This is a genomic window from Pseudomonas brassicacearum (assembly GCF_000585995.1).
Lineage (GTDB): Bacteria > Pseudomonadota > Gammaproteobacteria > Pseudomonadales > Pseudomonadaceae > Aquipseudomonas > Aquipseudomonas brassicacearum_A.
Genome location: NZ_CP007410.1, coordinates 3,501,222 through 3,523,722, shown reverse-complemented (window position 1 = coordinate 3,523,722; position 22,501 = coordinate 3,501,222). Strand labels below are relative to the sequence as shown.

The 22,501-nt window shown below is 59.9% G+C and carries 15 protein-coding genes; 10 read left to right on the top strand and 5 right to left on the bottom strand.

What is annotated here, in order from left to right; translation table 11 throughout:
- Positions 1–31 precede the first annotated feature (31 nt).
- Genes CD58_RS15225 through CD58_RS15215 form a run of 3 tightly spaced genes read left to right on the top strand, consistent with a single transcriptional unit; the run spans position 32 to position 2,697 of the window.
- Complete coding sequence (locus CD58_RS15225) at positions 32–391, top strand: hypothetical protein (RefSeq protein ID WP_025213858.1); 360 nt, start codon at positions 32–34, stop codon at positions 389–391.
- A gap of 2 nt (positions 392–393) precedes the next feature.
- Positions 394–1,305 (top strand): lytic transglycosylase domain-containing protein, encoded by a 912-nt coding sequence (locus tag CD58_RS15220; protein ID WP_038436644.1) that lies wholly within the window; start codon positions 394–396, stop codon positions 1,303–1,305.
- A 54-nt stretch (positions 1,306–1,359) separates the two neighbouring features.
- Positions 1,360–2,697, top strand: coding sequence for a hypothetical protein (locus CD58_RS15215; RefSeq protein WP_025213856.1), 1,338 nt, complete (start codon positions 1,360–1,362; stop codon positions 2,695–2,697).
- A gap of 1,302 nt (positions 2,698–3,999) precedes the next feature.
- On the opposite strand, the gene CD58_RS15205 is transcribed toward CD58_RS15215, so the two are convergent.
- Positions 4,000–5,130: an FAD-dependent monooxygenase gene (locus CD58_RS15205; RefSeq protein WP_025213854.1), complete on the bottom strand. Its 1,131-nt coding sequence runs from the start codon at positions 5,128–5,130 to the stop codon at positions 4,000–4,002.
- A gap of 379 nt (positions 5,131–5,509) precedes the next feature.
- On the opposite strand from CD58_RS15205, the gene nosR reads away from it, so the two are divergent.
- Genes nosR through CD58_RS15175 form a run of 6 tightly spaced genes read left to right on the top strand, consistent with a single transcriptional unit; the run spans position 5,510 to position 13,296 of the window.
- Entirely contained in the window at positions 5,510–7,678 is a 2,169-nt protein-coding gene (gene nosR / locus CD58_RS15200; RefSeq protein WP_025213853.1) for a transcriptional regulator NosR, read from the top strand.
- 53 nt (positions 7,679–7,731) lie between these two features.
- The gene (gene nosZ, locus CD58_RS15195; protein ID WP_025213852.1) at positions 7,732–9,651 is read left to right on the top strand and encodes a TAT-dependent nitrous-oxide reductase; all 1,920 of its coding nucleotides are present in this window, start codon (positions 7,732–7,734) and stop codon (positions 9,649–9,651) included.
- A 26-nt stretch (positions 9,652–9,677) separates the two neighbouring features.
- Positions 9,678–10,997, top strand: a complete 1,320-nt coding sequence (locus CD58_RS15190) for a nitrous oxide reductase family maturation protein NosD (RefSeq protein WP_025213851.1) — start codon at positions 9,678–9,680, stop codon at positions 10,995–10,997.
- Positions 10,994–11,911: an ABC transporter ATP-binding protein gene (locus CD58_RS15185; protein ID WP_025213850.1), complete on the top strand. Its 918-nt coding sequence runs from the start codon at positions 10,994–10,996 to the stop codon at positions 11,909–11,911. Before CD58_RS15190 ends, CD58_RS15185 begins: the two co-directional genes overlap by 4 nt.
- A complete protein-coding gene (locus CD58_RS15180; protein ID WP_025213849.1) occupies positions 11,908–12,738 on the top strand; it encodes an ABC transporter permease in 831 nt (276 codons plus the stop codon). The genes CD58_RS15185 and CD58_RS15180 overlap by 4 nt, the downstream gene beginning before the upstream one ends.
- A gap of 30 nt (positions 12,739–12,768) precedes the next feature.
- Positions 12,769–13,296, top strand: a complete 528-nt coding sequence (locus CD58_RS15175; protein WP_025213848.1) for a nitrous oxide reductase accessory protein NosL — start codon at positions 12,769–12,771, stop codon at positions 13,294–13,296.
- Positions 13,297–13,378: 82 nt separating this feature from the next.
- Here the strand turns inward: CD58_RS15175 and CD58_RS15170 are convergent, their stop codons facing one another.
- Positions 13,379–15,952: an EAL domain-containing protein gene (locus CD58_RS15170; RefSeq protein WP_025213847.1), complete on the bottom strand. Its 2,574-nt coding sequence runs from the start codon at positions 15,950–15,952 to the stop codon at positions 13,379–13,381.
- A 320-nt stretch (positions 15,953–16,272) separates the two neighbouring features.
- Between CD58_RS15170 and leuA the strand changes: the two genes are divergently transcribed.
- Complete coding sequence (gene leuA / locus CD58_RS15165) at positions 16,273–17,976, top strand: 2-isopropylmalate synthase (RefSeq protein WP_025213846.1); 1,704 nt, start codon at positions 16,273–16,275, stop codon at positions 17,974–17,976.
- A gap of 27 nt (positions 17,977–18,003) precedes the next feature.
- Here the strand turns inward: leuA and CD58_RS15160 are convergent, their stop codons facing one another.
- From CD58_RS15160 to CD58_RS15150, 3 genes are all read right to left on the bottom strand, one after another.
- Positions 18,004–19,803 (bottom strand): thiamine pyrophosphate-requiring protein, encoded by a 1,800-nt coding sequence (locus CD58_RS15160; protein WP_025213845.1) that lies wholly within the window; start codon positions 19,801–19,803, stop codon positions 18,004–18,006.
- A 178-nt stretch (positions 19,804–19,981) separates the two neighbouring features.
- A complete protein-coding gene (locus CD58_RS15155) occupies positions 19,982–20,497 on the bottom strand; it encodes a DoxX family protein (RefSeq protein ID WP_025213844.1) in 516 nt (171 codons plus the stop codon).
- A gap of 167 nt (positions 20,498–20,664) precedes the next feature.
- Positions 20,665–22,461: a methyl-accepting chemotaxis protein gene (locus tag CD58_RS15150; RefSeq protein WP_025213843.1), complete on the bottom strand. Its 1,797-nt coding sequence runs from the start codon at positions 22,459–22,461 to the stop codon at positions 20,665–20,667.
- Positions 22,462–22,501 lie beyond the last annotated feature (40 nt).

The following is a 22,501-nucleotide window of genomic DNA, read 5'->3' as shown; positions in this document are numbered from 1 at the left end:
ATTTAGATCCCTTCTTCACGGAGTGCCCGGTATGCGAATTTGCATCGCTTACATCCAGGGTCCTGATGACAGTTCGAAGGCCGGACAGGCTATTGCACGGGTTCCGAACTGGACACTCGAGACGTCATCGGTAAGCGCCGGGAATGTGCACGCGAACCTGGCTTGCAGCCGAACATTGCTTGTATTCAGGCCAACCGGCATTGAGCTGGCGTTGCAGGAAACGACCAGGGCGCTCATCGAAAAATCGCCTTCAGCCAAACGTCAGTTTGTTCGACTGATGAGGCGATTGTTCGATACCGGCCCTGTTTCGCAGTCCATGCATCAAACCGCTTTGCCTGAGCACTACGCCCTCGAACCGATCGCCACTGTATCAGCGAACCTGGAGCATTGAATTTGAGCCTGTCTATCTCTCCCATTCGTAGCCCCACCCCCGACGCGCTCCTTGCGCCTGAAAACCACAACGAGCGGTTTAGTCGGCACGCCGGTTCAGATCCCGCGGTGGCTGGCGATATGTTCGCGGCTCGCCCTGAGCGGCCGATCAATTTCGGCCCGCCTTCGGAGGTGCCTAACGGGCCTGTGTCTGCACAGAAGAGTAATGCCGAACCAACCGACCTGATGATGCAACTGATGGAAGTCATCATGAAGGCCATCATGCAGTGGCTCCATTCCTTGATGAATCAACAGGAAGGGGCCGGGGGAGGTGGGATTGCCCAACCGGGGCCTCAACCCCACAACACGTTGATGGCCCAACCGGGCGGTTCCGCTGCGCCAGGCGGTGGAGTCAACAATGCCCAGGCCGGTGGTGTGGCAGGCAGTCCGGCCTTGAGCGGTCAGGGTGAGTTGCACTTGCCCGCGCAACTGGAGCCGTATCGCCAGGATATCGTGGATGCCTCCAATGCTACGGGTGTTCCAGGCAACGTGATAGCAGGGCAGATCTGGGCGGAGTCCAGAGGCAACCTGAATTCCAGCAGCACCAATGTCAACGGCAAGACCGACGCTGGCTTGATGCAAGTCAACGCCGACACCTTCGCTCAATTGAAGAGGGACAATCCGGCGCTGCTTGGCAATGCCGACGTCAACAACCCCCGGGACAACATCATGGCGGGGGCCCTCTATTTGCGCGATCAGACCAGTGCTTTCGGTGGTGACATCGGCGCAGGACTGCGCGCCTATAACTCCGGCCCCGACAAGGTGAATCGCAACGATTTGGCGGATACCGGAGGAGTAGGGGATCCCGGTTATCCGGCCAACGTATTGCAATTCGCCGAGATCATTGCGAGCGGCAGAGGCCAACTGCCTGGCTGATAGACACGTCGCGTTTGTGCAGAACATAAACCCGCATGTAAGGAGTAGCACCTCATGGATATCAATAGAGCCGGCTCCCCCGTGCCACTGCGCACACTAGAGAGCCATCACGTTAACGATGCGCGATCAACGCATCTGGAGCGAACCGGGAACGTATCGTCTGTTAATGGAGACAACTCTCCAGAGCTGGCCGCGTTGAAGGACAAACTTGACGACCTGTTCGAACCCCACAGGACGGCTGAGAACCATGAGGCCATCAATGCCCTGATTCATGATCGCGCCGTTGAATTGAAAGAAATGGGAGAGACGCCGGAGACGCTCGAGGCGTTGCTCGAAAAAGCGGCGCGGATGGATCGTGTCACGGCTCCGATACAAGGTGCGGTGGCTTCCGTACCCTTTGCGGCGGCCTCGGTTATTTTGGACAAGGTGCCCGAGGTGACGGCTCATGTTGCCGATAATCCAGCCTTGACCGGCTTTGTGGCGGGCTCTTTTTCCGGTGCGATGGATGCAGTAGGCGGTGGTCTGCTGGCGAGAGCCACGCACGACACTTATTGGCTAAAACCGCCGCCGGAAACCTTGGAGCCGGTGATGCAGCAAGCCCTGACCAGCAAAAAGGAGGAAACCAGGGTGAGTAACGCTGGGGAGGCTGCGCTGTCCTGGCAGACCTTCAGTGCTCGCAATGCTGTGCGTTTGGGGGTGGCCGGGCTCATGAATGCCACCGTCGGGCCGAAGGCTGCCTCGGCGGTTGATACGGCTATCGCCTCGGCGGGAGGTTTGGCTGCCGGCGCAGGTTATGCCCATCTTATGAACAAAAACGACTTGCAGGCCCATCGTGCCGGGCCCGCCTATCTTTTAGGTCGTACCGACTGGAAGACCCAATATCAAGCGCTGAAAGAAAGTACAACACTGAGCCCGATGGCAAACGGTGCCAAACGTCTGGCCAGGGTTCCCCTGGACGTTATTACCGATACGGCATCGGCTTTGAGTGGCGCGTTGTCCTTTCCAAGTATGGTTTCCAACGCGGGCGTACTGGGCGGCGGCTTCGCTTTGGCATCGCTGGCTCGTGGTGCGGCGAGAGATCTGGCAACCCAGAAAGGTCTGGGGCCAGGAGAGGTCGCTGTGGTGGACCACACGGTTAACCTCGCCATGTCGGCGCTTACTTTTGGTGCTTATGGGGTGGCCGGTATTGCAACCGAGCCCCTCAGCGATGCGGCTGTAAAAGTATTGCAAGAGGACGTTCCCGCCAAAGCGCAGGAAGTTGCTGATGCAACTCTCGAGGCCGGCAAGGCGCTGGCGCGAGACGCTGTCACTACGGCGAGAGAAATAACGGACCGCGCGCTGGAGCATCGTAGACTCCGAGAGGGGGGCGGTGCGACGGAGAATCCTGTCTGATTCACGCGTCTCGGATGATGTCGATAGGCAGCAGTGAGGGCTATGAGTATGCGCTTGGCATTTATGCCAAGCGTTTTTTTGTGTCGCAGCAAAATGGCGGGGCATTTTTAACGCTGTAAATACCTGGCTAAATGTAAGGCGCCAGGATGATCGGCATCACCCTGTATTTTTAGCCTCAGATGCCCTTTATGCGCGCCGATCTGTCTATCTGGCCCAGCGTTGAAGCTGATCCAGTCTGGCCTTAAGCCCAGCTTGCTGTGGGGCAGGCGCAAAGGAAACTTCTCGGGTCGCGGAAGATAGCGGGTTGAACATAGGCAACGAGGGTGTGTAGTTCGTTGCATACAAGTTTTCCATTGCGTTTACATGTTGCTCGAGCGCGGCGCCTAGCTCTTGCTCGGGTAGGTGTTGCAACCCATGTAGATTCATATTCCTCAAGGTCCAGGCCATCTGGTCTTTTGTTGTTGTCGTCATTCTCATCGGCTGGGCCGACGTGACGACATCGCGCAACTTGCTTGATGCGGCTAAGCCTGTAGCGGCCAAGGCCGGCGCACGTGTGAGATTCAATAACGGCGAAATTGCGCTCGCGAGCCTCATGCTTTGACGGGGTGAAGTATCAATTAATGATAGAGACTGCTCGATCGTTTTTTTCAAGTGCTCAACGTCTCGAGTGCCGGTGCTTAATTCTGAAAGTTGGCGTTGCAAATAGGCTGTCAGGCGGCGACTCAGTTTTTCATGATCTGCAGGGTGGAGGGGTGAGGCTAATAACCTAAAGGCATCGTCTATTGCCTGGGGGTAGCGCGTCCACGACCAGCATTGAACTGGCGGAACAATTCCTGCAATTGTTTATGCTCCCGGCCGGCGGTGGGTAAGGTCTGGTGATAAGCGCGCGCTGTGCTGGCGAGCGCAGCCTTGTCTTGCGCAGGCAAATGACTGGCCACCTCAAGAAGCATTTCTGGCGGAACATTGCTCAAAGGGCTGGGCCGAAGTGAGTGGCCTGCAGATGAATGTTCAAACTGAATGCCCGTCAAGAGTGACGCACGTGGATGGTTCGCAGGGGCATGCGGTCGAGTTAAGGATGAGTCTCTTGCGGTATCTTGCGCATCGTGTGGATGAGCCGCGGGGCCGGTAGCCGGCTCGGGCGGTGATGGATCTACCGTGGTGGCGTCCATGTGATTGTTGCGCACGCGGGAAATACAGTTACCACCCATTGTGATCACCACCTTAGTATCAAATCCAATGAGTGGTTCCAGGCTCTCTGCGGGTTCCCATGTCGAGCAGCCATTCGTTGCCCCGAATCTTCAGTCAAAGGGGCGCCGCCAAAGGCGAGTAACTCCGTGCATACAATCTGTTACCGAACACCTTGAGGACGGCGTTGCGCATCGGAGTCGGCCACGCCCGCATTTTATCCCGGGCTGCGCATTGCTTTTGCGTCCATTCAACGCGGTGTCTGCGTCTGGCGGTGTAAGTCGCGAGCGCGCCATCTGGGCTCTCTGCTGCGGCTATCGACTCTGCCAATACCAGCGCATCCTCAAGCGCCATGCCCGCGTTCTGCGCCATACTCGGTGAGGCTGCGTGAGCCGCATCGCCAATGAGCACAACACGTCCCTTTACCCAATCGTCCATGACGACTTGTTCTATTTTGCTGAAATGCACCAGAGTGCTGGCAGGTATCTGCGTAATGAGCGGCAAAATAGGACCGGAAAAATCGTTGAACAGTGCTGGCAGCGATGCTTGCGCAGTTGTGCTCTGAATGTCCTGGAAGGCGAGCGCGGTATCGGCGTATACATAGATGTCATTGGCGTTTACCGGAATTGCGAGCAAAGCTTTGCGATGACCCAGCATCGCCGTCCAGCTATCAATTGCTGTGGTGTTACGCGTTATGAAACGCCAGCTGACATTGCCGACGTAGGTCGGATTGATCGCCGGGAACAGCATGCTGCGTACCGATGAACCAATACCGTCAGCACCGATGACAATGTCATAAGTGGCGGATGAGCCATCGGAAAAGTTCACCTGGCATGTCGTGGCTGATTGCTCGATTGCTTCTACCGCCAATTCAAAACGTAGCTGAGTCCGAGACAAGGATTGACGCAGAATGCCGTGCAATCCAGCGCGAGGAAGTGAGAGGCAGGGCCCACATGATCCCCACACGTCTTGGGTCTGTGTCACAGATAATTGCCTGCCGTTTTTGTCGAGGATGCTTTGGGTGCGGATGACGGCGGCGGCACTTTGAACACGGTCGAGCAGGCCCAGTTGCTTGAGCGCACGGCCAGCGTTTCCCGGCAGAAACAGTCCTGAGTCACCAGAGGTTTCGTCAGGGCGGCGTTCAACCAAATCTGCCTGGTAGCCTTTGAGCTCAAGCGCCCTGGCCATGGAAAAACCGGCGATTCCGCCACCGACAATCAAAATTCTCATCCATAAGCCCTTAGTCATGTTAAGTCTTTGTTATAACAGTCGAAGTTGGCAATTTATTGCGTCGGTGCAATGCAATTATCAGGTAGGGCAGCAATTATCTTCGTAACGTTCGGCGAGGCACGTGAATGACTTGGCGTACTGGAAAACTGGAGTGGATGACGAAGCCCTTTATCCTTCAAACACATTGTCGAATCGATGAGTGGTTCCACCGTTACAAAGAGTTCCCTGCGCTGTGTGAACGCAAATTAATCCAGGCCCAAGAGATGAGAAAAGCCTGGCCACCGGTTTTGGCTGGGGCGGAGGAGTACATGTCCTCAAGTTGATTTCAATCAAGGGCCGGGCAGGGTGGCGGGCTCTACCATGATCGCCAAGATCCTGTCCTTAAGCCCTGGCGTCCATGACCCCTCCCTTTGTGATGCTGCACCCGTCCCGCTCCTGGCTCCCCGTGCTGTTCGTTCTCCTGCTTTTGTTCGTGGGCCTGGCCCAGGCCAAGGACTATGGTGAGATTCAGCAACAGCGTATCCACCATGTCCTGAGCCAGACCGATTCGATCTCCGAACCCGAAGGCGCCTTCAAGGTGCGCAAGCTGTCCGCGGCGGGCAAGGTCCTGGGTTATGTGTTCCAAAGCCTGGACGTGGTGGACATTCCCGCTTACTCAGGCAAGCCGATCAATCTCCAGGTGATCCTCGATCCGGCCGGTGTGATCCTCGACGCCTACGTGCTGGAACACCATGAGCCGATTTTGCTGGTCGGCATCCCGGAGCAAAAACTCCATGATTTCAGCGCCCGCTACAGCGGGATCAACGTCAGTCAGCGGGTGGTGGTCGGGCATTCCAGTGACACGAATGCGGTGACGGTGGATGCGATTGCTGGCGCGACCGTGACGGCGATGGTGGTCAACGAAGTCATCATGCGCGCCGCCCACGACGTTGCGGTGTCCCTGGGCCTGGTCAAGGGCAATGCGGGGTTGGCCGTGGCACCGGCCCGCGTGCGTGAGGACCTCTACGAACCTGCCGACTGGAAGACGCTGACCGGCAATGGCGCCGTGCGCCGCTTGCATCTGACGCGCGGCCAAGTAGACGCCTCTTTCAAAGGGACCGCTGCCGAGCAGGTCGAGGTCGCCAGCGCCGAGCAGACAGACGACACCTTCATCGACTTGTACGTCACTCACCTGAACCCGCCCACCATTGGCCGCAACCTGCTCGGTGACAGCCAATACCGCACGTTGATGAGCGAACTCAAGCCGGGCGAGCAGGCCATTGCCGTGATGGGCAGCGGGCGTTATTCCTTCAAGGGCTCGGGGTATGTCCGTGGCGGCATTTTCGATCGGGTGCTGCTGCGCCAGTTCGGCGATGCTATCAGCTTCCGTGACATGGACTTCCAGCGCCTGGATGACGTGGCCGCCGAGGACATGCCCGAGTTCGACGAAATGGCGATCTTCATCGTCCGCGCCGCACACCATTTCGACCCGGGTTCCCCCTGGAGCCTGGAGTTGCTGGTGCGCCGCCAGACCGGACCGGTCAGTGGCCTCTTCAGCAGCTTCGAGTTGGCCTATCAATTGCCGGAACCGTACCTGGAACGGCCATTGCCCACGGCCGAACAACTGGCTGCGGCCGAAGAAGCCAACCGGCCGCTGTGGCTGACGCTCTGGTATCAGAAAGGTGTCGAGATCACGGTGCTGGGCGTGGCCCTGCTGGTGCTCACTACCATCCTGTTCCTCCAGGATGCGCTGGCCCGGCGTCCGCAACTGCTGCATTGGGTGCGCCGGGGCTACCTGGTGTTCACCGTGGTGTTTCTCGGGGGCTATGGGCTGGCGCAGCTGTCGGTGGTCAATGTACTGACCTTCGTCCACGCACTGTTCGAAGGCTTTCGCTGGGAACTGTTCCTCACTGACCCGCTGATTTTCATCCTCTGGGTGTTCACCGCTGGCAGCATTCTGCTCTGGGGACGCGGGGTGTTCTGCGGCTGGTTGTGTCCGTTCGGCGCGCTGCAGGAGCTGATCAACGAGCTGGCGCGCAAGTTCAAGGTGCCGCAATACGAGCTGCCATTCGCCGTTCACGAGCGACTGTGGGCGATCAAATACATCATTTTGCTGGTGCTGTTCGGTGTCTCGCTGGAGTCGATGGCCACCGCTGAACGGCTGGCCGAAGTGGAACCCTTCAAGACCGCCATCACCCTCAGGTTCGACCGCCAGTGGTGGTTCGTCGCGTACGCGGTGGGCCTGCTGGTGATCAATCTGTTTACCCGCAAAGTCTATTGCCGCTACGTCTGCCCATTGGGCGCGGCCCTGGCGGTGCCGACCCGGTTGCGCCTGTTCGACTGGCTAAAGCGGCGCAAGGAATGTGGCAACCCTTGCCAGCTGTGCGCCAAGGAATGCGAGATCCAGGCGATTCATCCCGATGGCCGGATCAATGCCAACGAATGCCATTACTGCCTCGATTGCCAGATGACTTACCACAACGAAAACAAATGCCCGCCGCTGATCAACAAGCGCAAGAAGCGCGGCAAGGCGACCGCGGCCGATCCGCAATTGATTCCCGTGGTGCAGGTGACCCCGGCGCCTTGAGGCACCCCAATGATCTGTCCCTTGATTCTTTCATTCTTCATGGAGCACACAGCATGAGCGACAAGAAAACCCCAACCCCTGGCGCGGTGGAAGAACCCCGGGGCGTCAGCCGGCGCAGTTTCCTGGGCACCGGTGCCGTTACTGGCGCGGTATTGGCCGGTGCCACGGCGCTGGGCGCCGGGACGTTCACCCGTGAGTCCTGGGCGGCAGCGGCCAAGGAGGCCAAGTCCAAGGTCCATGTCGGCCCCGGTGAGCTGGACGAATACTATGGTTTCTGGAGCGGTGGCCATCAGGGCGAGGTGCGGGTGCTGGGCGTGCCGTCGATGCGTGAGCTGATGCGCATCCCGGTGTTCAACGTCGATTCGGCCACCGGTTGGGGCCTGACCAACGAAAGCAAGCGCATCCTGGGTGACAGCGCCAAATACCAGAACGGCGACTGCCACCACCCACACATCTCCATGACCGATGGTAAGTACGACGGCAAATACCTGTTCATCAACGACAAGGCCAATTCCCGGGTCGCGCGCATTCGCCTGGACATCATGAAATGCGACAAGATCCTCACGGTGCCCAACGTGCAAGCCATCCATGGCCTGCGCCTGCAAAAGGTGCCATACACCAAGTACGTGTTCGCCAACGGCGAGTTCGTGATCCCGCACCCTAACGACGGCCATACCTTCGACCTGCAAGACAAGAACAGCTTCACCATGTTCAACGCCATCGATGCCGAGAAAATGGAGATGGCCTTCCAGGTGATCGTCGACGGCAACCTGGACAACACCGACGCCGACTACACCGGCAAGTATGCCGCGAGCACCTGCTACAACTCCGAGAAGGCCTACGACCTCGGCGGCATGATGCGCAACGAGCGCGACTGGGTAGTGGTGTACAACATCCCGCGCATCGAAGCGGCGATCAAGGCCGGTAAATTCATCACCCTGGACGGCTCCAAGGTGCCGGTGGTCGATGGTCGCAAAACCGATGGCAAGGATTCCGAATTTACCCGCTACATCCCTGTGCCGAAGAATCCCCATGGGCTCAATACCTCGTCCGACGGCAAATATTTCATCGCCAACGGCAAGCTGTCGCCGACCGTCTCGATGATCGCCATCGACCGCCTGGATGACCTGTTCGCCGATCGCTTCAAAGACCCGCGCGAAGTGATCGTCGCCGAGCCGGAACTGGGTCTGGGGCCGCTGCACACCACCTTCGACGGGCGCGGCAACGCCTACACCACCTTGTTCATCGACAGCCAGGTGGTGAAGTGGAACATGGAAGAGGCCATCCGCGCCTACAAGGGTGAGAAGGTCAACTACATCAAGCAGAAACTCGATGTGCAGTATCAACCTGGCCACAACCACGCGTCCCTGACCGAGACCAGCGAGGCCGACGGCAAATGGCTGGTGGTGCTGTGCAAGTTCTCCAAGGACCGCTTCCTGCCCACGGGGCCGCTGCACCCGGAGAACGATCAACTGATCGACATTTCCGGCGAAGAAATGAAGCTGGTACACGACGGCCCGGCATTCGCCGAACCCCACGACTGCATCCTCGCCCGGCGCGATCAGATCAAGACCCAGAAAATCTGGAGCCGCAACGATCCGTTCTTCGCCGGCACCGTGGCGTTGGCCAAGAAAGACGGCATCAACCTGGAAACCGACAACAAGGTCATTCGCGACGGCAACAAGGTCCGGGTGTACATGACGTCGATGGCGCCGGCCTATGGCCTGACGGAGTTCACCGTCAAGCAAGGCAACGAGGTCACGGTGACGATCACCAACATCGACCAGATCGAGGACGTCACCCATGGTTTTGTCATGACCAATCACGGCGCGAGCATGGAGATCAGCCCGCAACAGACCTCATCCATCACCTTCACCGCCGACAAGGCTGGCTTGCATTGGTACTACTGCAGCTGGTTCTGCCATGCGCTGCACATGGAAATGGTCGGTCGCATGTTGGTTGAAAGGGCCTGAGTCCGCTCATCAAGGAGGTTGGTTCAATGACCGGGAATACGCAGCAACCCGCGGGCCACGCTCGTCGACCGGTCATTGCGCTGGTGCTTTGTCTACTGTCGGGCGGCGCGTTCGGCGCGCCGCAGCCGATCACGAATCTGCCTTTGCAGGCCGAGGGCGAACAGCAATGGCGCCTACCTGCGGGGCAATACCCGGGCTCGTTCAGCATTGATCAGCCGATGACCCTCACCTGTGCGCCGGATGCGGTATTCCAGGGGCAGGGCGAGGGCAATGGGTTGATCATCCGCGCCCCGAATGTCCAGGTCCAGGGTTGCACGTTCCTGGACTGGGGGCATGACCTGACGGCCATGAATGCGGCCGTATTCATTCAGCCCGCCGCCCAGGGAGCGGTGGTTCGCGCCAACCGGATGCAGGGCCAGGGCTTCGGCATCTGGGTCGATGGCACCCGCGACGTCAGCCTGATCGACAATCGCATCCAGGGCGACCCCAGCCTGCGCTCCCAGGACCGTGGCAACGGCATCCATCTCTATGCAGTGCACGGTGCCCGGGTCATCGGCAATCAGGTGCGCGAAACCCGCGATGGCATTTACATCGACACCTCCAGCGGCAACCTGCTCCAGGGCAATGTCCTGGAGGACTTGCGCTACGGCGTGCATTACATGTTCGCCAATGATAACCGCCTGCTGGACAACGTCACCCGGCGTACCCGCACCGGCTATGCCTTGATGCAAAGTCGCCAGCTGACGGTGATCGGCAACCGCTCCGAACAGGATCAGAACTACGGGATCCTGATGAACTACATCACCTATTCCACCCTGCGCGACAACTTCGTCACTGACGTACGCGACGGGTCGACCGGCGACACCATGATCACCGGCGCCGAGGGCAAGGCCCTGTTCATTTACAACTCGTTGTTCAACCGCATCGAAGGCAATCATTTCGAGCGCAGCGCCGTGGGCATCCACCTTACGGCTGGCTCGGAGGACAACCGCATCGCCGGCAACGCCTTCGTCCATAACCAGCGCCAGGTCAAATACGTGGCCACGCGGTTGCAGGAGTGGTCGGCGGACGGGCGCGGCAATTACTGGAGTGATTACCTGGGCTGGGATCGCAACGGCGACGGGGCGGGGGATGTGGCCTATGAGCCCAATGACAACGTCGATCGCCTGCTATGGCTGTACCCGCAGGTACGGCTGCTGATGAACAGTCCGGGTATCGAGCTGCTGCGTTGGGTGCAGCGGGCGTTCCCGGTGATGAAATCCCCTGGGGTGATGGACAGCCATCCGTTGATGGAAACACCGGTCCATCCTCCATCACGCAACAGTGCTCAGGAGGACGCGTCTTGAACGTCGTCGAGATCGAAGGCGTCAGCCAACACTATGGCGATGTTGCCGTGCTGCGCGGACTGAACCTGAATCTGGCCCAGGGCGAAGTGCTCGGCCTGTTCGGGCACAACGGTGCGGGCAAGACCACCACTATGAAGTTGATCCTCGGTTTACTGCGGGCCAGCGAAGGGCAGGTGCGGGTCTTCGGTCGCGAGCCCAGCGACCCGGACGTGCGGCAATTGCTCGGTTATCTGCCGGAGAACGTCATGTTCTACCCGCAATTGAGCGGGCTGGAAACCTTGCGCCATTTCGCCCGGCTCAAAGGCGCGGCGCCGGAACAGGTTGAGCGTTTGCTGGAGGAAGTGGGGCTGACGGACGCCGCCCGGCGCCGGGTACGCACCTACTCCAAGGGCATGCGCCAACGCCTCGGCCTGGCCCAGGCCTTGCTGGGCCGGCCGCGTTTGTTGCTGCTGGATGAACCGACCGTTGGCCTGGACCCCATTGCCACCCAAGACCTCTATCAACTGCTCGACCGTCTGCGCTGGCAGGGCACCAGCATCATTCTCTGCTCCCACGTCCTGCCAGGCGTCGAGGCGCACATCAACCGCGCCGCGATCCTGACCCAGGGCCGCCTATTGGCCTTGGGCAGCCTGGCTCGGTTGCGCGAGGACGCGGGGTTGCCGACCCTGATCCGCGCCTCGGGGCTGACCCGCTCTGCGCAGCTGCTGCAACGCTGGCGCAGCGAAGGGCATGTCACCCAGGGCTGGGGCGCCGAAGGTTTGCAGGTGTCAGCACCGGACGGCAGCAAGCTCGTTTTGTTGCGCCAGTTGCTGGCGCAAGACAACCCCACGGACGTGGAGATCAAGCCGCCGTCCCTGGAGGATCTGTACCGGCATTACATGGTCCGCGCGGCGGCCGAGGAGGCCAGGCAATGAACCCGGTCTGGAACATGGCCCGCAAAGAATTCAGCGATGGCCTGCGCAACCGTTGGCTGTTGGCGATCAGTCTGCTGTTCGCGGTGCTGGCCATCGGCATCGCCTGGCTTGGCGCGGCGGCCTCCGGCCAACTGGGTTTCACCTCGGTGCCGGCGACGGTGGCGAGCCTGGCCAGCCTGGCGACGTTCCTGATGCCCTTGATCGCCTTGCTGCTGGCCTACGACGCGATTGTCGGCGAAGACGAGAGCGGCACCTTGCTGTTGTTGCTGACTTATCCGTTGGGACGCGGCCAGTTGCTGCTGGGCAAGTTCGTCGGCCACGGCTTGATCCTGACGTTGGCGACGGTGATTGGTTTTGGTTGCGCGATGCTTGCCATCGGCCTGCTGGTGGACGACATCGAACTGAGCCTGCTGCTCTGGGCCTTCGGTCGCTTCATGTTGTCGACCACCTTGCTCGGCTGGGGCTTTCTCGGGCTGGCCTATGTGCTGAGTGCTCTTTCGGCGGAAAAATCCACCGCTGCCGGGCTGGCGCTGGGGGTGTGGTTTTTCTTCGTGCTGGTGTTCGACCTGGTGTTGCTGGCGCTGCTGGTGCTCAGCGAGGGCCGGTTCAGCCCGGACCTGTTGCCGTGGCTGCTGCTGTTCAACCCGACGGATGTGTATCGGCTGATCAATTTGTCGGGGTTCGACTCCGCATCCAACGGTGCCGCAGTGCTGACGCTGGGCAGCGACCTACCGGTGTCGGGGCCTTGGCTGTGGTTGTGCCTGGGGCTATGGGTGGCATTGCCGTTGTGGCTGGCTTATCAGTTGTTTAATCGCCGTTGCCCGTGATTTCTGATCTTGATAAAGGAGCATGTAACGATGAACAGGCTGTACTTCAAGGCGAGCCGCCTCTTGGCCGGGATGTTGGTGTGCCTGGCGCTGGTGGCGTGTGACAAGGCCTCCTCGCCACCGGCCGTTGAAGCGTCGCTGGCGTTTCACCCCAGTGATGAGTGCCACGTATGCGGCATGGTCATCAACGACTTTCCCGGGCCCAAGGGCGCTGCGGTGGGGGCCGGTGACGTCAAGAAGTTCTGTTCGCCGGCGGAAATGCTGGGCTGGTGGTTGCAGCCGGAAAACCAACGGGCTGAGGTGAAGCTGTACGTCCATGACATGGGGCGCAGTCAGTGGAATACGCCCGATGATGCTCACCTGATCGATGCCAGGACCGCCTATTTTGTGATCGGCTCCGGGCTCAAGGGTGCCATGGGCGTTGTATTGGCCTCGTTTTCCGATCCCCAGGCGGCGGAAAAACTTGCCAGGGACACTGGGGGGCGGGTGCTGCGTCTGGAAGAGATCGATCAGAAGGTGCTGGGGCAGGCGACGGCGATGTCGCCGATGAGTCATTGAAGCGTTGGGGGCATGTCCAGTATCTGTGTAGCTGAACCACCGCTATCGCGAGCAAGCTCGCTCCCACATTGCGCAGCTTGCGCTACAGCCACCGCGGAGTCGTAAAGAACGAAGCCATTTCCGAACGAGCCAATGCAGAGCCGAAGTAGGGGCCTTGCACATGGTCGCAGGCCACGCTGCGCAGTTGGCTGAATTGCCGGGCGTTCTCGATGCCTTCGGCGGTGACCATGAGCCCAACGCTGCGGCTCAGCCGGATCATCGCCAGGACGCCTTCCTGGTCATGCTCCAAGCCCAGTTGGGCCAAGATATTGCGATCGAAACGGATCCCATCGAACGGCTGGTTCAATACCTCGCGAAGGGAGGCAATGCTGGTGCCGAACTTGTCGATGTTGATCCGCACGCCGAGACCTTTCAGGGCATGAAGGGTACTGGCAACGCTCTTATGGTCGGCCAACAGAACCCCTTCGGCCACTTCCAGGGTCAGCCGATGAGGCTCCAAACCGCTCGCCTCAAGGGCCGTTTGCACCTGGTTGAACAGAAAGCTACTGTTGAACCACTTGGGCGAAACCGCGATGGACACGCTGACGGCAGTCGGCCAGGTCGCCGCTTCTTCACAGACGTTGATCAACATCCAGTCCCCCAGTTCTTCCAACTGGCCCGACGCTTCGGCGACCGGGATGAAGTCGGACCCACCCAGTTCGCCTTTCTCGGGATGGTGCCAAAAGGTCTGGGCTTCAAAACCATGCAGTTGCTCGGCGCTGACGTTGAAGCGCGGCAAGTAACGCAATTCCAATTGATCCTCGTGCATCGCCTGGCGCAATTGCTGCTCGTATCGTCGACGGTCGCGGGCCACATTGCCCATGGCCTCCACATACACGCGCCAGGTGTTGCGGCCCCCGGCCTTGGCCGCATACAAGGCGATGTCGGCGTGGCGCAACAGTTCATCGGCGTGTTCGACCCCGGGCTGCGCCCAGGCAACGCCGATGCTGACGCCCAGGTACAGCGTATTGCCGTCCAGGTGCATGGGGCGTTGCATGCAATCGATCAAGCGCTCACAGAGTTGATCGAGGTCGTGCGCATCGCCAGGGTCGGGCATGACGATGACAAACTCGTCGCCGCCCAGACGGGCCACCAGGTCGGTTCCGCGCACGTTTTGCTGGAGGATATGCGCCACTTCCCTGAGCACTTTGTCCCCCACGGCATGGCCCAGGGAGTCGTTGACCGGCTTGAAGCGATCCATGTCCAGGTTCAATACCGCTAGCGATGTGCCGCCAGATCGATCCAGATGCTCGCGCAAGCAATCGAACAAGCGGTTTCGGTTGGCCAACCCGGTCAGCGGATCGTGCAGGGAAAGATGTTTGATCTGGGCCAACGCCCGCAGCTCGTCGGTGATATCGGTAGCGGTGCCGCGAAACCCCAAGGTGCCGGCCTCGATGGCCCGTACCGACAACTTGCAGGTGCGTATGCGTTGGTTACGTGCGGTGTATTCGCATAGCAGCGGAGCGGAAGAGGCACTGTTGGCGCCGCCAAGCAACCATTGGGCAATCGAAATCGACCCGCCGTGGGGGTGCAGCAGCCGGTGAAGGGGTTTGCCCAGCCACTCCGTGGGACTGAACCCGGTCACTTGTTCAAAACGATCGGACAGGTAGGTCAGCGTTCCGGTGGAATCGATCTCCCACAGCCAGTCGGACGACACTTCGGCAATGTCTCGGAAACGCTCTTCACTGCGCTCCAACGCCCTGCGGTGAGCCAGAAGGCTGGTGTATTGGCCTTCCTGGGCTCGGAGCATCGCCAGCGCATGGCGCAACACCGCCAGTGCCAGGATCCCGAGAAAGAGCAGCGCCAGGGCCAACAAGGGCAGCAATATCTTGCGCAGGTCCTGGCCGGGGGTTGGCGGCTTCCAGGCCAGCGCTTCCTGGGCCTGATCGTCAAGCGCCAGTTGGGCCATCCCGGCCTGGCCCGTTGTGCTGGAAACATGGGCATCCGGCAGGGCGAAGTCCCGCGCCAGGTTTTGCAGGGCGGTGCTATCGAGCACTTTCACGAACAACAGCAGACTGGGTGGACCCGGAATCTCAGGCACGCTGGTGTCGGTGCCGGTAGTGATCGCGGAAGCGGCGACGAACGCCGGCATGCCCTCGTGGTGCAGCAGCTCTACGACGACTTCATCACGCTTCTCTGGCGTGCTGGCTTGCTTTCCCAACGCGCGCAGGTTACCAGCCAGCCAGGTGTCGGCATCGACCTCGCTCATCTGGCCATCGATCACCGAATAGACGGTTTTACCTGTCGGGGATATGACAAAGACGGCCTGGTAGCCGTAAAGGCTGAAAACGCTACTGCCGACATTTTCCTGCTCGTAGGCCCAGTCTTTATCGACCACCACATGAAGGTGCCGGTAGGCGTCGCTCCACTTGGAATAATCGCTCAGGTCCCGCGCGATACCGGTGCGGATACCGTCAATGGCCCGCTGGGCAAAAAACAGGCTCTGTTCACGGGCGCGCTGGTCCTGGGCCCCGGTAATGTTGAGCAACACCGCGATAGCCAGGGCGGACATGACAAACAGCAGGAACATGATGGCCGGGAACGTGCGACGGGTGAAACTTCGGGTAGGCGAACCCGGAGGGAAAACGGAGGAGTTGTGGCCAGCATCTTCAGTCATAAATAAGTCGTCAGCTAAAAAGCGATATCACCCGCACATGTTCTGTATCGGCTGGGAGGCTGATTAACTTAGTCGTGATCGATAATGGTGCGCAGGGCAGGGGTTTTCTTTTTCCGTTGCTGATGAAATTGGATTATTGATTGAATATTGCTAAAAATTAAGAAAATCGACTTGTAGCAGGCTATTGACGCCTTTTTTTAGACATTATTGGCAATCCTTAAGCATGCGTCTCCCTCTAGAATTCAGTCATTGGATCCAATGTTTATTCGCAACCTGCGAGGCGGTCCAATGCCCAACGAACTTTTCCAGGAGACGAATGCATGATGCTCAGCGACCCCTCTGTCAAATACCGTTCTTTCACGACGGTAGAGTTGCCTGATCGGCAATGGCCGTCCATGGTTCAGCGCCAGGCGCCCACCTGGTGCAGCGTCGACATGCGCGACGGCAACCAGGCGCTGATCGAGCCCATGAACGCCGAGCGCAAGCGCCGGTTCTTCGAGCTGCTGGTCAAGACCGGTTTCAAGGAGATCGAGGTGGGATTTCCCGCAGCGTCGCAGACCGATTTCGACTACGTTCGTGAACTGATCGAAAGCAACGGGATCCCTCCGGATGTGACCATCCAGGTCATGACCCAGGCGCGTACGCATTTGATCGAGCGGACCTTTGAAGCGTTGAAGGGCGTTCCGCGTGCCATCGTTCATGTCTACAACGCCACTGCGCCGGTGTTTCGCGAAGTGGTGTTCGGGGTCGATAAAGCCGGTTGCATCAAGATTGCCACCGATGCAACGCGGGAAATCAAGGCGTTGATGCAGCGGTATCCGCAGACCGAATGGACGTTCCAGTATTCCCCGGAAACCTTCTGCTTTACCGAACCGGATTTTGGCCTGGAGATTTGTGAGGCCGTCGCCGCACAATTCGAACCGACCCCGCAGAATAAAATGATCCTCAATTTGCCGACGACGGTGGAGGTGTCCACCGCCAATGTGTTTGCCGATCAGATCGAATGGTTCTGCCGTCATTTCAGTCGCATGGACAGTGTGATCATCAGCGTCCACCCACACAACGATCGCGGCACCGGCGTTGCCACGGCCGAGCAGGCTTGCCTGGCGGGCGCCCAACGGGTGGAGGGGACGCTGTTTGGCAACGGTGAGCGCACCGGCAACGTCGATATCCTCACGTTGGCGATGAACCTCTACACCAGCGGGGTTTCCCCACGGTTGGACTTTTCGGACATCGTCCATGTGCAGCGTGAGGTCGAGTACTGCAACCAATTGCCGACCCATCCGCGTCATCCCTATGCCGGCGAGCTGGTGTTCACGGCGTTCTCCGGTTCGCATCAGGATGCAATCAAGAAAGGCTTGGCTGCCCGAAATGCCAAACCAGGCGGATTCTGGGAAGTCCCTTACTTGCCCATTGACCCGGCGGACATGGGGCGCAGCTATGAGGCGGTCATCCGCGTCAACAGCCAGTCCGGCAAGGGCGGCGTGGCCTATCTGCTGGAGCAATACGGCATTGTCCTGCCACGGCGCCTGCAAATGGAGTTCAGCGGCGTGGTCCAGCAGGTGGCTGACGAGTCGGGCCGGGAGATTACCAGCGAGATGATCCTGGAGTGCTTCACCGAGCAGTACCTCACCGAGGGCACGCCTTACCGGTTGGGCAAGCCTCAAGTGGTCAGCGAGGGCGAGACCACCTACCTCGATGCGCTCCTGGAAGGGCCGCTGGGCCCGGTGCGCATGGCCGGCGAGGGTAATGGCCCGTTAGCGGCGATGGTCGATGCGCTGGCTGCCTGTGGCATCAGCCTGGACATTGCCGATTACCACGAGCATGCGACCCGCGACGGCGCCCGATCCGAAGCGATTGCCTATGTCGAGATCCGCTTGGACAACCAGTTCATTTTTGGCGCCGCGCGCGATCACAGCATCCTGTTGGCCTCCTTGAAGGCACTGGTGAGTGCCGTCAACCGAGCCACCCGTAGAGGTTTGCTTGGCTTGCTTCAGGTTCGCAAACCGGTGAGCGCAAAATAGCTTCACCTCTGGCACTACGCCTCGGTGTCACTCTTTGTCTTTGCGATGCCCCGGTAGCAGGGCCCCCAAGACCTGCTTCGCCGTCTCCACCACAATGCCGCGCTGGTTCGGATCGCCCTGGAGCAAGGTCGAGGCAAATTTTTTCGCCTGTTCCAGTTTGATGTGCGGCGGCAGCGGGGGCACGTCTGGATCGGTCCGGAATTCGATCAGCACCGGGCGGTCTGCCGCGAGCGCTTCTTCCCAGGCAGCCGCCACGTTGTCTTCATGTTCCACCAGGATGCCCTTCAAGCCAATGGATTCGGCGAACCGGTGGTAAGGCACGTCCGGGATGTTCTGGGAGGCCTCGAATTTCGGATCGCCTTCCATCACCCGCTGTTCCCAGGTCACCTGGTTCAGGTCCTGATTATTGAACACCGCACAGATCCAGGTTCCGTTGGCCCAGGTTTGCCAATACTTGGCCACGGTAATCAGTTCGGCCATGTTGTTCATCTGCATGGCGCCATCACCGACCAGGGCGATCACTGGCCGCTCTGGATGGCAGAACTTCGCGGCGATGGCGTAGGGCACGGCGGCCCCCATTGATGCCAGGCCGCCGGACAGCGAACACATCATGCCGCTTCGGATCTTGATGTCCCGGGCGTACCAATTGGCACATGAGCCGGAATCGCAGGTGATGATGGCGCGGTCCGGCAATCGCGGCGACAGCTCGAACGTCACCCGCTGCGGGTTGATCGGCTTGGCTGACATCAAGGCGCGCTTTTCCAGGGTCTTGTCCCAGTCTGCCCGCCAGTGCTCGATTTTCTTGCGCCAGGCGCGATCGGTCTTTTCCTCGATCAGGGGCAATAACGCTCGTAGAGTATCGACGCTGTCGCCCTGCAGATTGACCTCCATCGGGTAACGCAGGCTGAGCATGTCCGGTTGGATATCGATCTGCACACCCCGAGCCTGGCCTTCGGGCGGCAGGAACTCGGCATAGGGGAAGCCGGAGCCGATCATCAGCAACGTGTCGCAACCGGCCATCAGATTGTCGCTGGGCTCGGTGCCCAGCAGGCCGATGGAGCCGGTCACCCAGGGCAAGTCATCTGGTACGACAGCCTTGCCGAGCAAGGCCTTGGCCACGCCCGCACCGAGTTTCTCGGCAAGGGCAATCACTTCGTCTGTCGCCTGCAAAGCGCCGGCGCCGACCAGGATGGCTACTTTCTTGCCGGCGTTCAGGATGTCGGCGGCTTTGCGCAGGTCCTCTTCATAGGGCACGATTTTGGGTTTGCGATAGCCTACGCCGGAGTGAACCGTTCCATGCTTGTGCGGTGGTTCGGTGTATTCCATTTCCTGCAGGTCATTGGGCAGGATCAACGCCGTGACCCGCCGTTCACCCACGGCTGTACGTACGGCGCGGTCGAGCAGATGGCGCACCTGGGAGGGCGCACTGGCTTGTTGGACGAATGCCCCGGCGACGTCCTTGAACAGGCTGACCAAGTCGAGTTCCTGTTGGTAGTGTCCGCCCAGGGCGGTGCGGGCCTGTTGGCCGCTGATGGCGAGCACGGGCATGTGGTCCATCCGGGCGTCGTAGAGACCGGTGATCAGGTGCGAGGCCCCCGGCCCTGAGGTGGCGATGCATACGCCCAGCTCACCGGTGAACTTGGCATGGGCGCAGGCCATGAATGCAGCCATCTCTTCATGACGCGCCTGGATGAAGCGGATTTTCCCATCGGCGCGGTTCAAGGCGCCAAAGACGCCGTTGATTCCATCGCCAGGATAGCCGTAAATGCGGCGAACCCCCCATTGGTAAAGACGTTCAACCAGAAAATCACCGACGGTCATGCTCATGCCTGTCCCTCATGTAGATGGCCTGCAGCGCCGTCGGGCGGCGTGCAGCGCTTTGGCTCATACAGGACTGGACCTCGGCACGGGACCCAAGGTTTCGAATTTTTCGCGAACACGTTGAGCCGCGCGGGGGGCAGGTCACTTCAAGCCGATGTGGGAGCAAGCTCCCACATCGATGGGTCTAGGCTTTTGTAACGCAGGATCCTGGTTTTGCAAATAATGCATCCACACTCAACTTCCCCGGCCCCTGCAACAGCAACGGCATCAACGCCACCAGATAAATCAACGGCAGCTTGAAGTTGCCATGACCCTTGTTGGTAATCGCATAGCCTTGGGCCAGTTCGCTCAAGGTTGACCAATCCGCCGGCCAGTGCACGGCGGCGGTGGCGACCAGGGTAACGACGATCAGCACGAGTGCCGAAACGCGCGTCCCCAGGCCGATCAGCAGGGCGATGGCGCAGACCAGCTCGGCCCACATCGACAGTTCCCAGTTCCAGTTGGCCGGTACGTGGTTGAAGGGAAAGGGGAAGGCGGACTGGATCTCGGCGAACCAGTTTTCGCCCTGCCATTTTTCCAGGCCGGATTCAAAAAACTCCCAGGCCAGGAACAGCCGAAGGCCTAATGGCGCGAGCCACGCTCCGGCACGATCGAGATTGAGGGGCAGCGCTTTCAGGGCGTTCGAGGGAAGGGTAGGCATGATGAGTCTCCTTGGCTGTCGAAACCCAGCCGCGATACCGGCCGGGGACACAGGAGTCTTTCAAGCGGGTGTAAGCGAGGTGTGTCTGGAATAGCCCCACGTGCAAGTTTGTGTAAGTGTGCCGGTGGCAGACACATTGCCATACAACGTTTAGACAGGCTCGATCATCACTCCGCCAACAACACCGCCGCGTCGAACCCCACCCGCAGGTTGCCCCAATGGCGGCCGCCGAAGAAGAACGGTACGTCGATCTCGGTCATGATCTCCCCGGTGTCGCGCAGGTAGGTCTGGAGCAGGAAGCGCTGGACGTTGCCGGCTGCGCGCAGGCCGATCGGGTCGGCGAAGATGCGTTTGTTGCGGCACACCGGCAGGTCGACGGCTCGATCACCGGTGGGTGGTTTCGAGACCCAACTGTTGTTTACCGGGCAATAGCCCTTGCTGTCGACAATGAACGAAACCTTGCCCCCCGGCGTACTGCGGGTGAGCTTGTCGCATTCTTCCTGGCAGGCCTGGGCAAAGCGTTCGGTGTAGCTGGTCATGTACTGCTTGGGATCGGTACCGGGGATCAATTGGTAACTCTGGTCGAACAGGTTCAGGCCTTCCCTTTGCAGCGCCTCCAGGCGTACCTGGAGAACGTCGCGGCACTGGCTGGCGCGGGTGATGGCGGCATCCAGCTTGCCGTGGCCGAGTACGAACCGTCCCAACAGTGCCTGGACCTTTTCGGCAACGCCGGACAGGTCCCGGGTGGCCGTCGCCGAATGCTGCATGCGCTGGTCGATCAACTGGCTGTCGGCATGGATCTGGGTGACCCGTTCGTTGATGCCCGTATTGCTGTCGGCGAACTGCTGGATATGCGTGGCGATGTCCGCCAGCTTGCCATTGGTGGATTCGAAATCGCCGATCATGCTTTCAAAATGGCCGGAGGCGCGCTCCACCACTTTCTGGGTTTCCCGGGCGCTATGGCTGATCTGGGTGGTCTGTTCGTGGGTAGAACCGACTTCTTCCAGCATGGCGTCGATGTTGCGCGAAATGTCATCGGTGGCCCGGCTGACGTTCTGCGCCAGGGTCCGCACCTCATCGGCCACCACCGCGAAACCCCGGCCGCTTTCGCCGGCCCGGGCGGCTTCGATGGCCGCATTGAGTGCCAGCAGATTGGTTTGGGCAGAGATCTGCTGGATCAACCCGACGATGGACTTGATGCTGGAGGAACGCTGGTTCAAGGCCCCTACGAGCGTGGCGAATTCATTGAGACTGTTGGAGATTTCGCTGATGTTACCGGTCACTTCCAGCAGCTCGGCATAGGAGTCGCGGGCCATGCTCAGGTTCTGGGCGGTGGTGCTGGAAATGCCTTGGGTCTGGCGCGAGACTTCTTCGATGCGGCCTACGGCGGTGTTGCTCTGGTCCATCACTTCCTTGGCGAAGCGCGCCTGGTGGGTGGCGCTGTCGCTGGAATCGCTGATGTTCTTCAGCGAGCGGGCCGACTCCACGGCGATGTGCACGGTCAGCGCCTGGACATTACTGATGATCTCCCGCTGTTTGGCCAGGAACCGGTTACAGGTACCGGCCAGCACGCGAATTTCGTCGTGGGTCACCAGGGGAAGGTCTTTGGACAAGTCGCCTTCACCGTTGGCGATCTCTTCCAGGGCCTTGGTCATGGCGGTGACGGGGCGCACGATGAGGTGGCGGAAATACCAGACCATGAAACTGATCATGCCCAGCGTCAGGAGTGTGCCGAAGAGCAGGGCGTGGGTGAGACTGTCGAGCCGGCCTTCGATCTGGCCCAGCAAGCCTGCATCCAGTTGTGCGTTGCGCAACTGCAAGACAATGTCGGCGCGTGCACTGAGGGCGACCCAGTACAACAGCCCGCTCACCACGACCAACAGGAAAAGGCTCGACAGCTTTTTGGTGAGCGTATCGAAAAATTGCATTTCGATAGACTCGTACAAGGCCTTTAACGTCTGCATGCCGCTGCTCCTGGGCAAAAAATTGACTCAATGGAATACA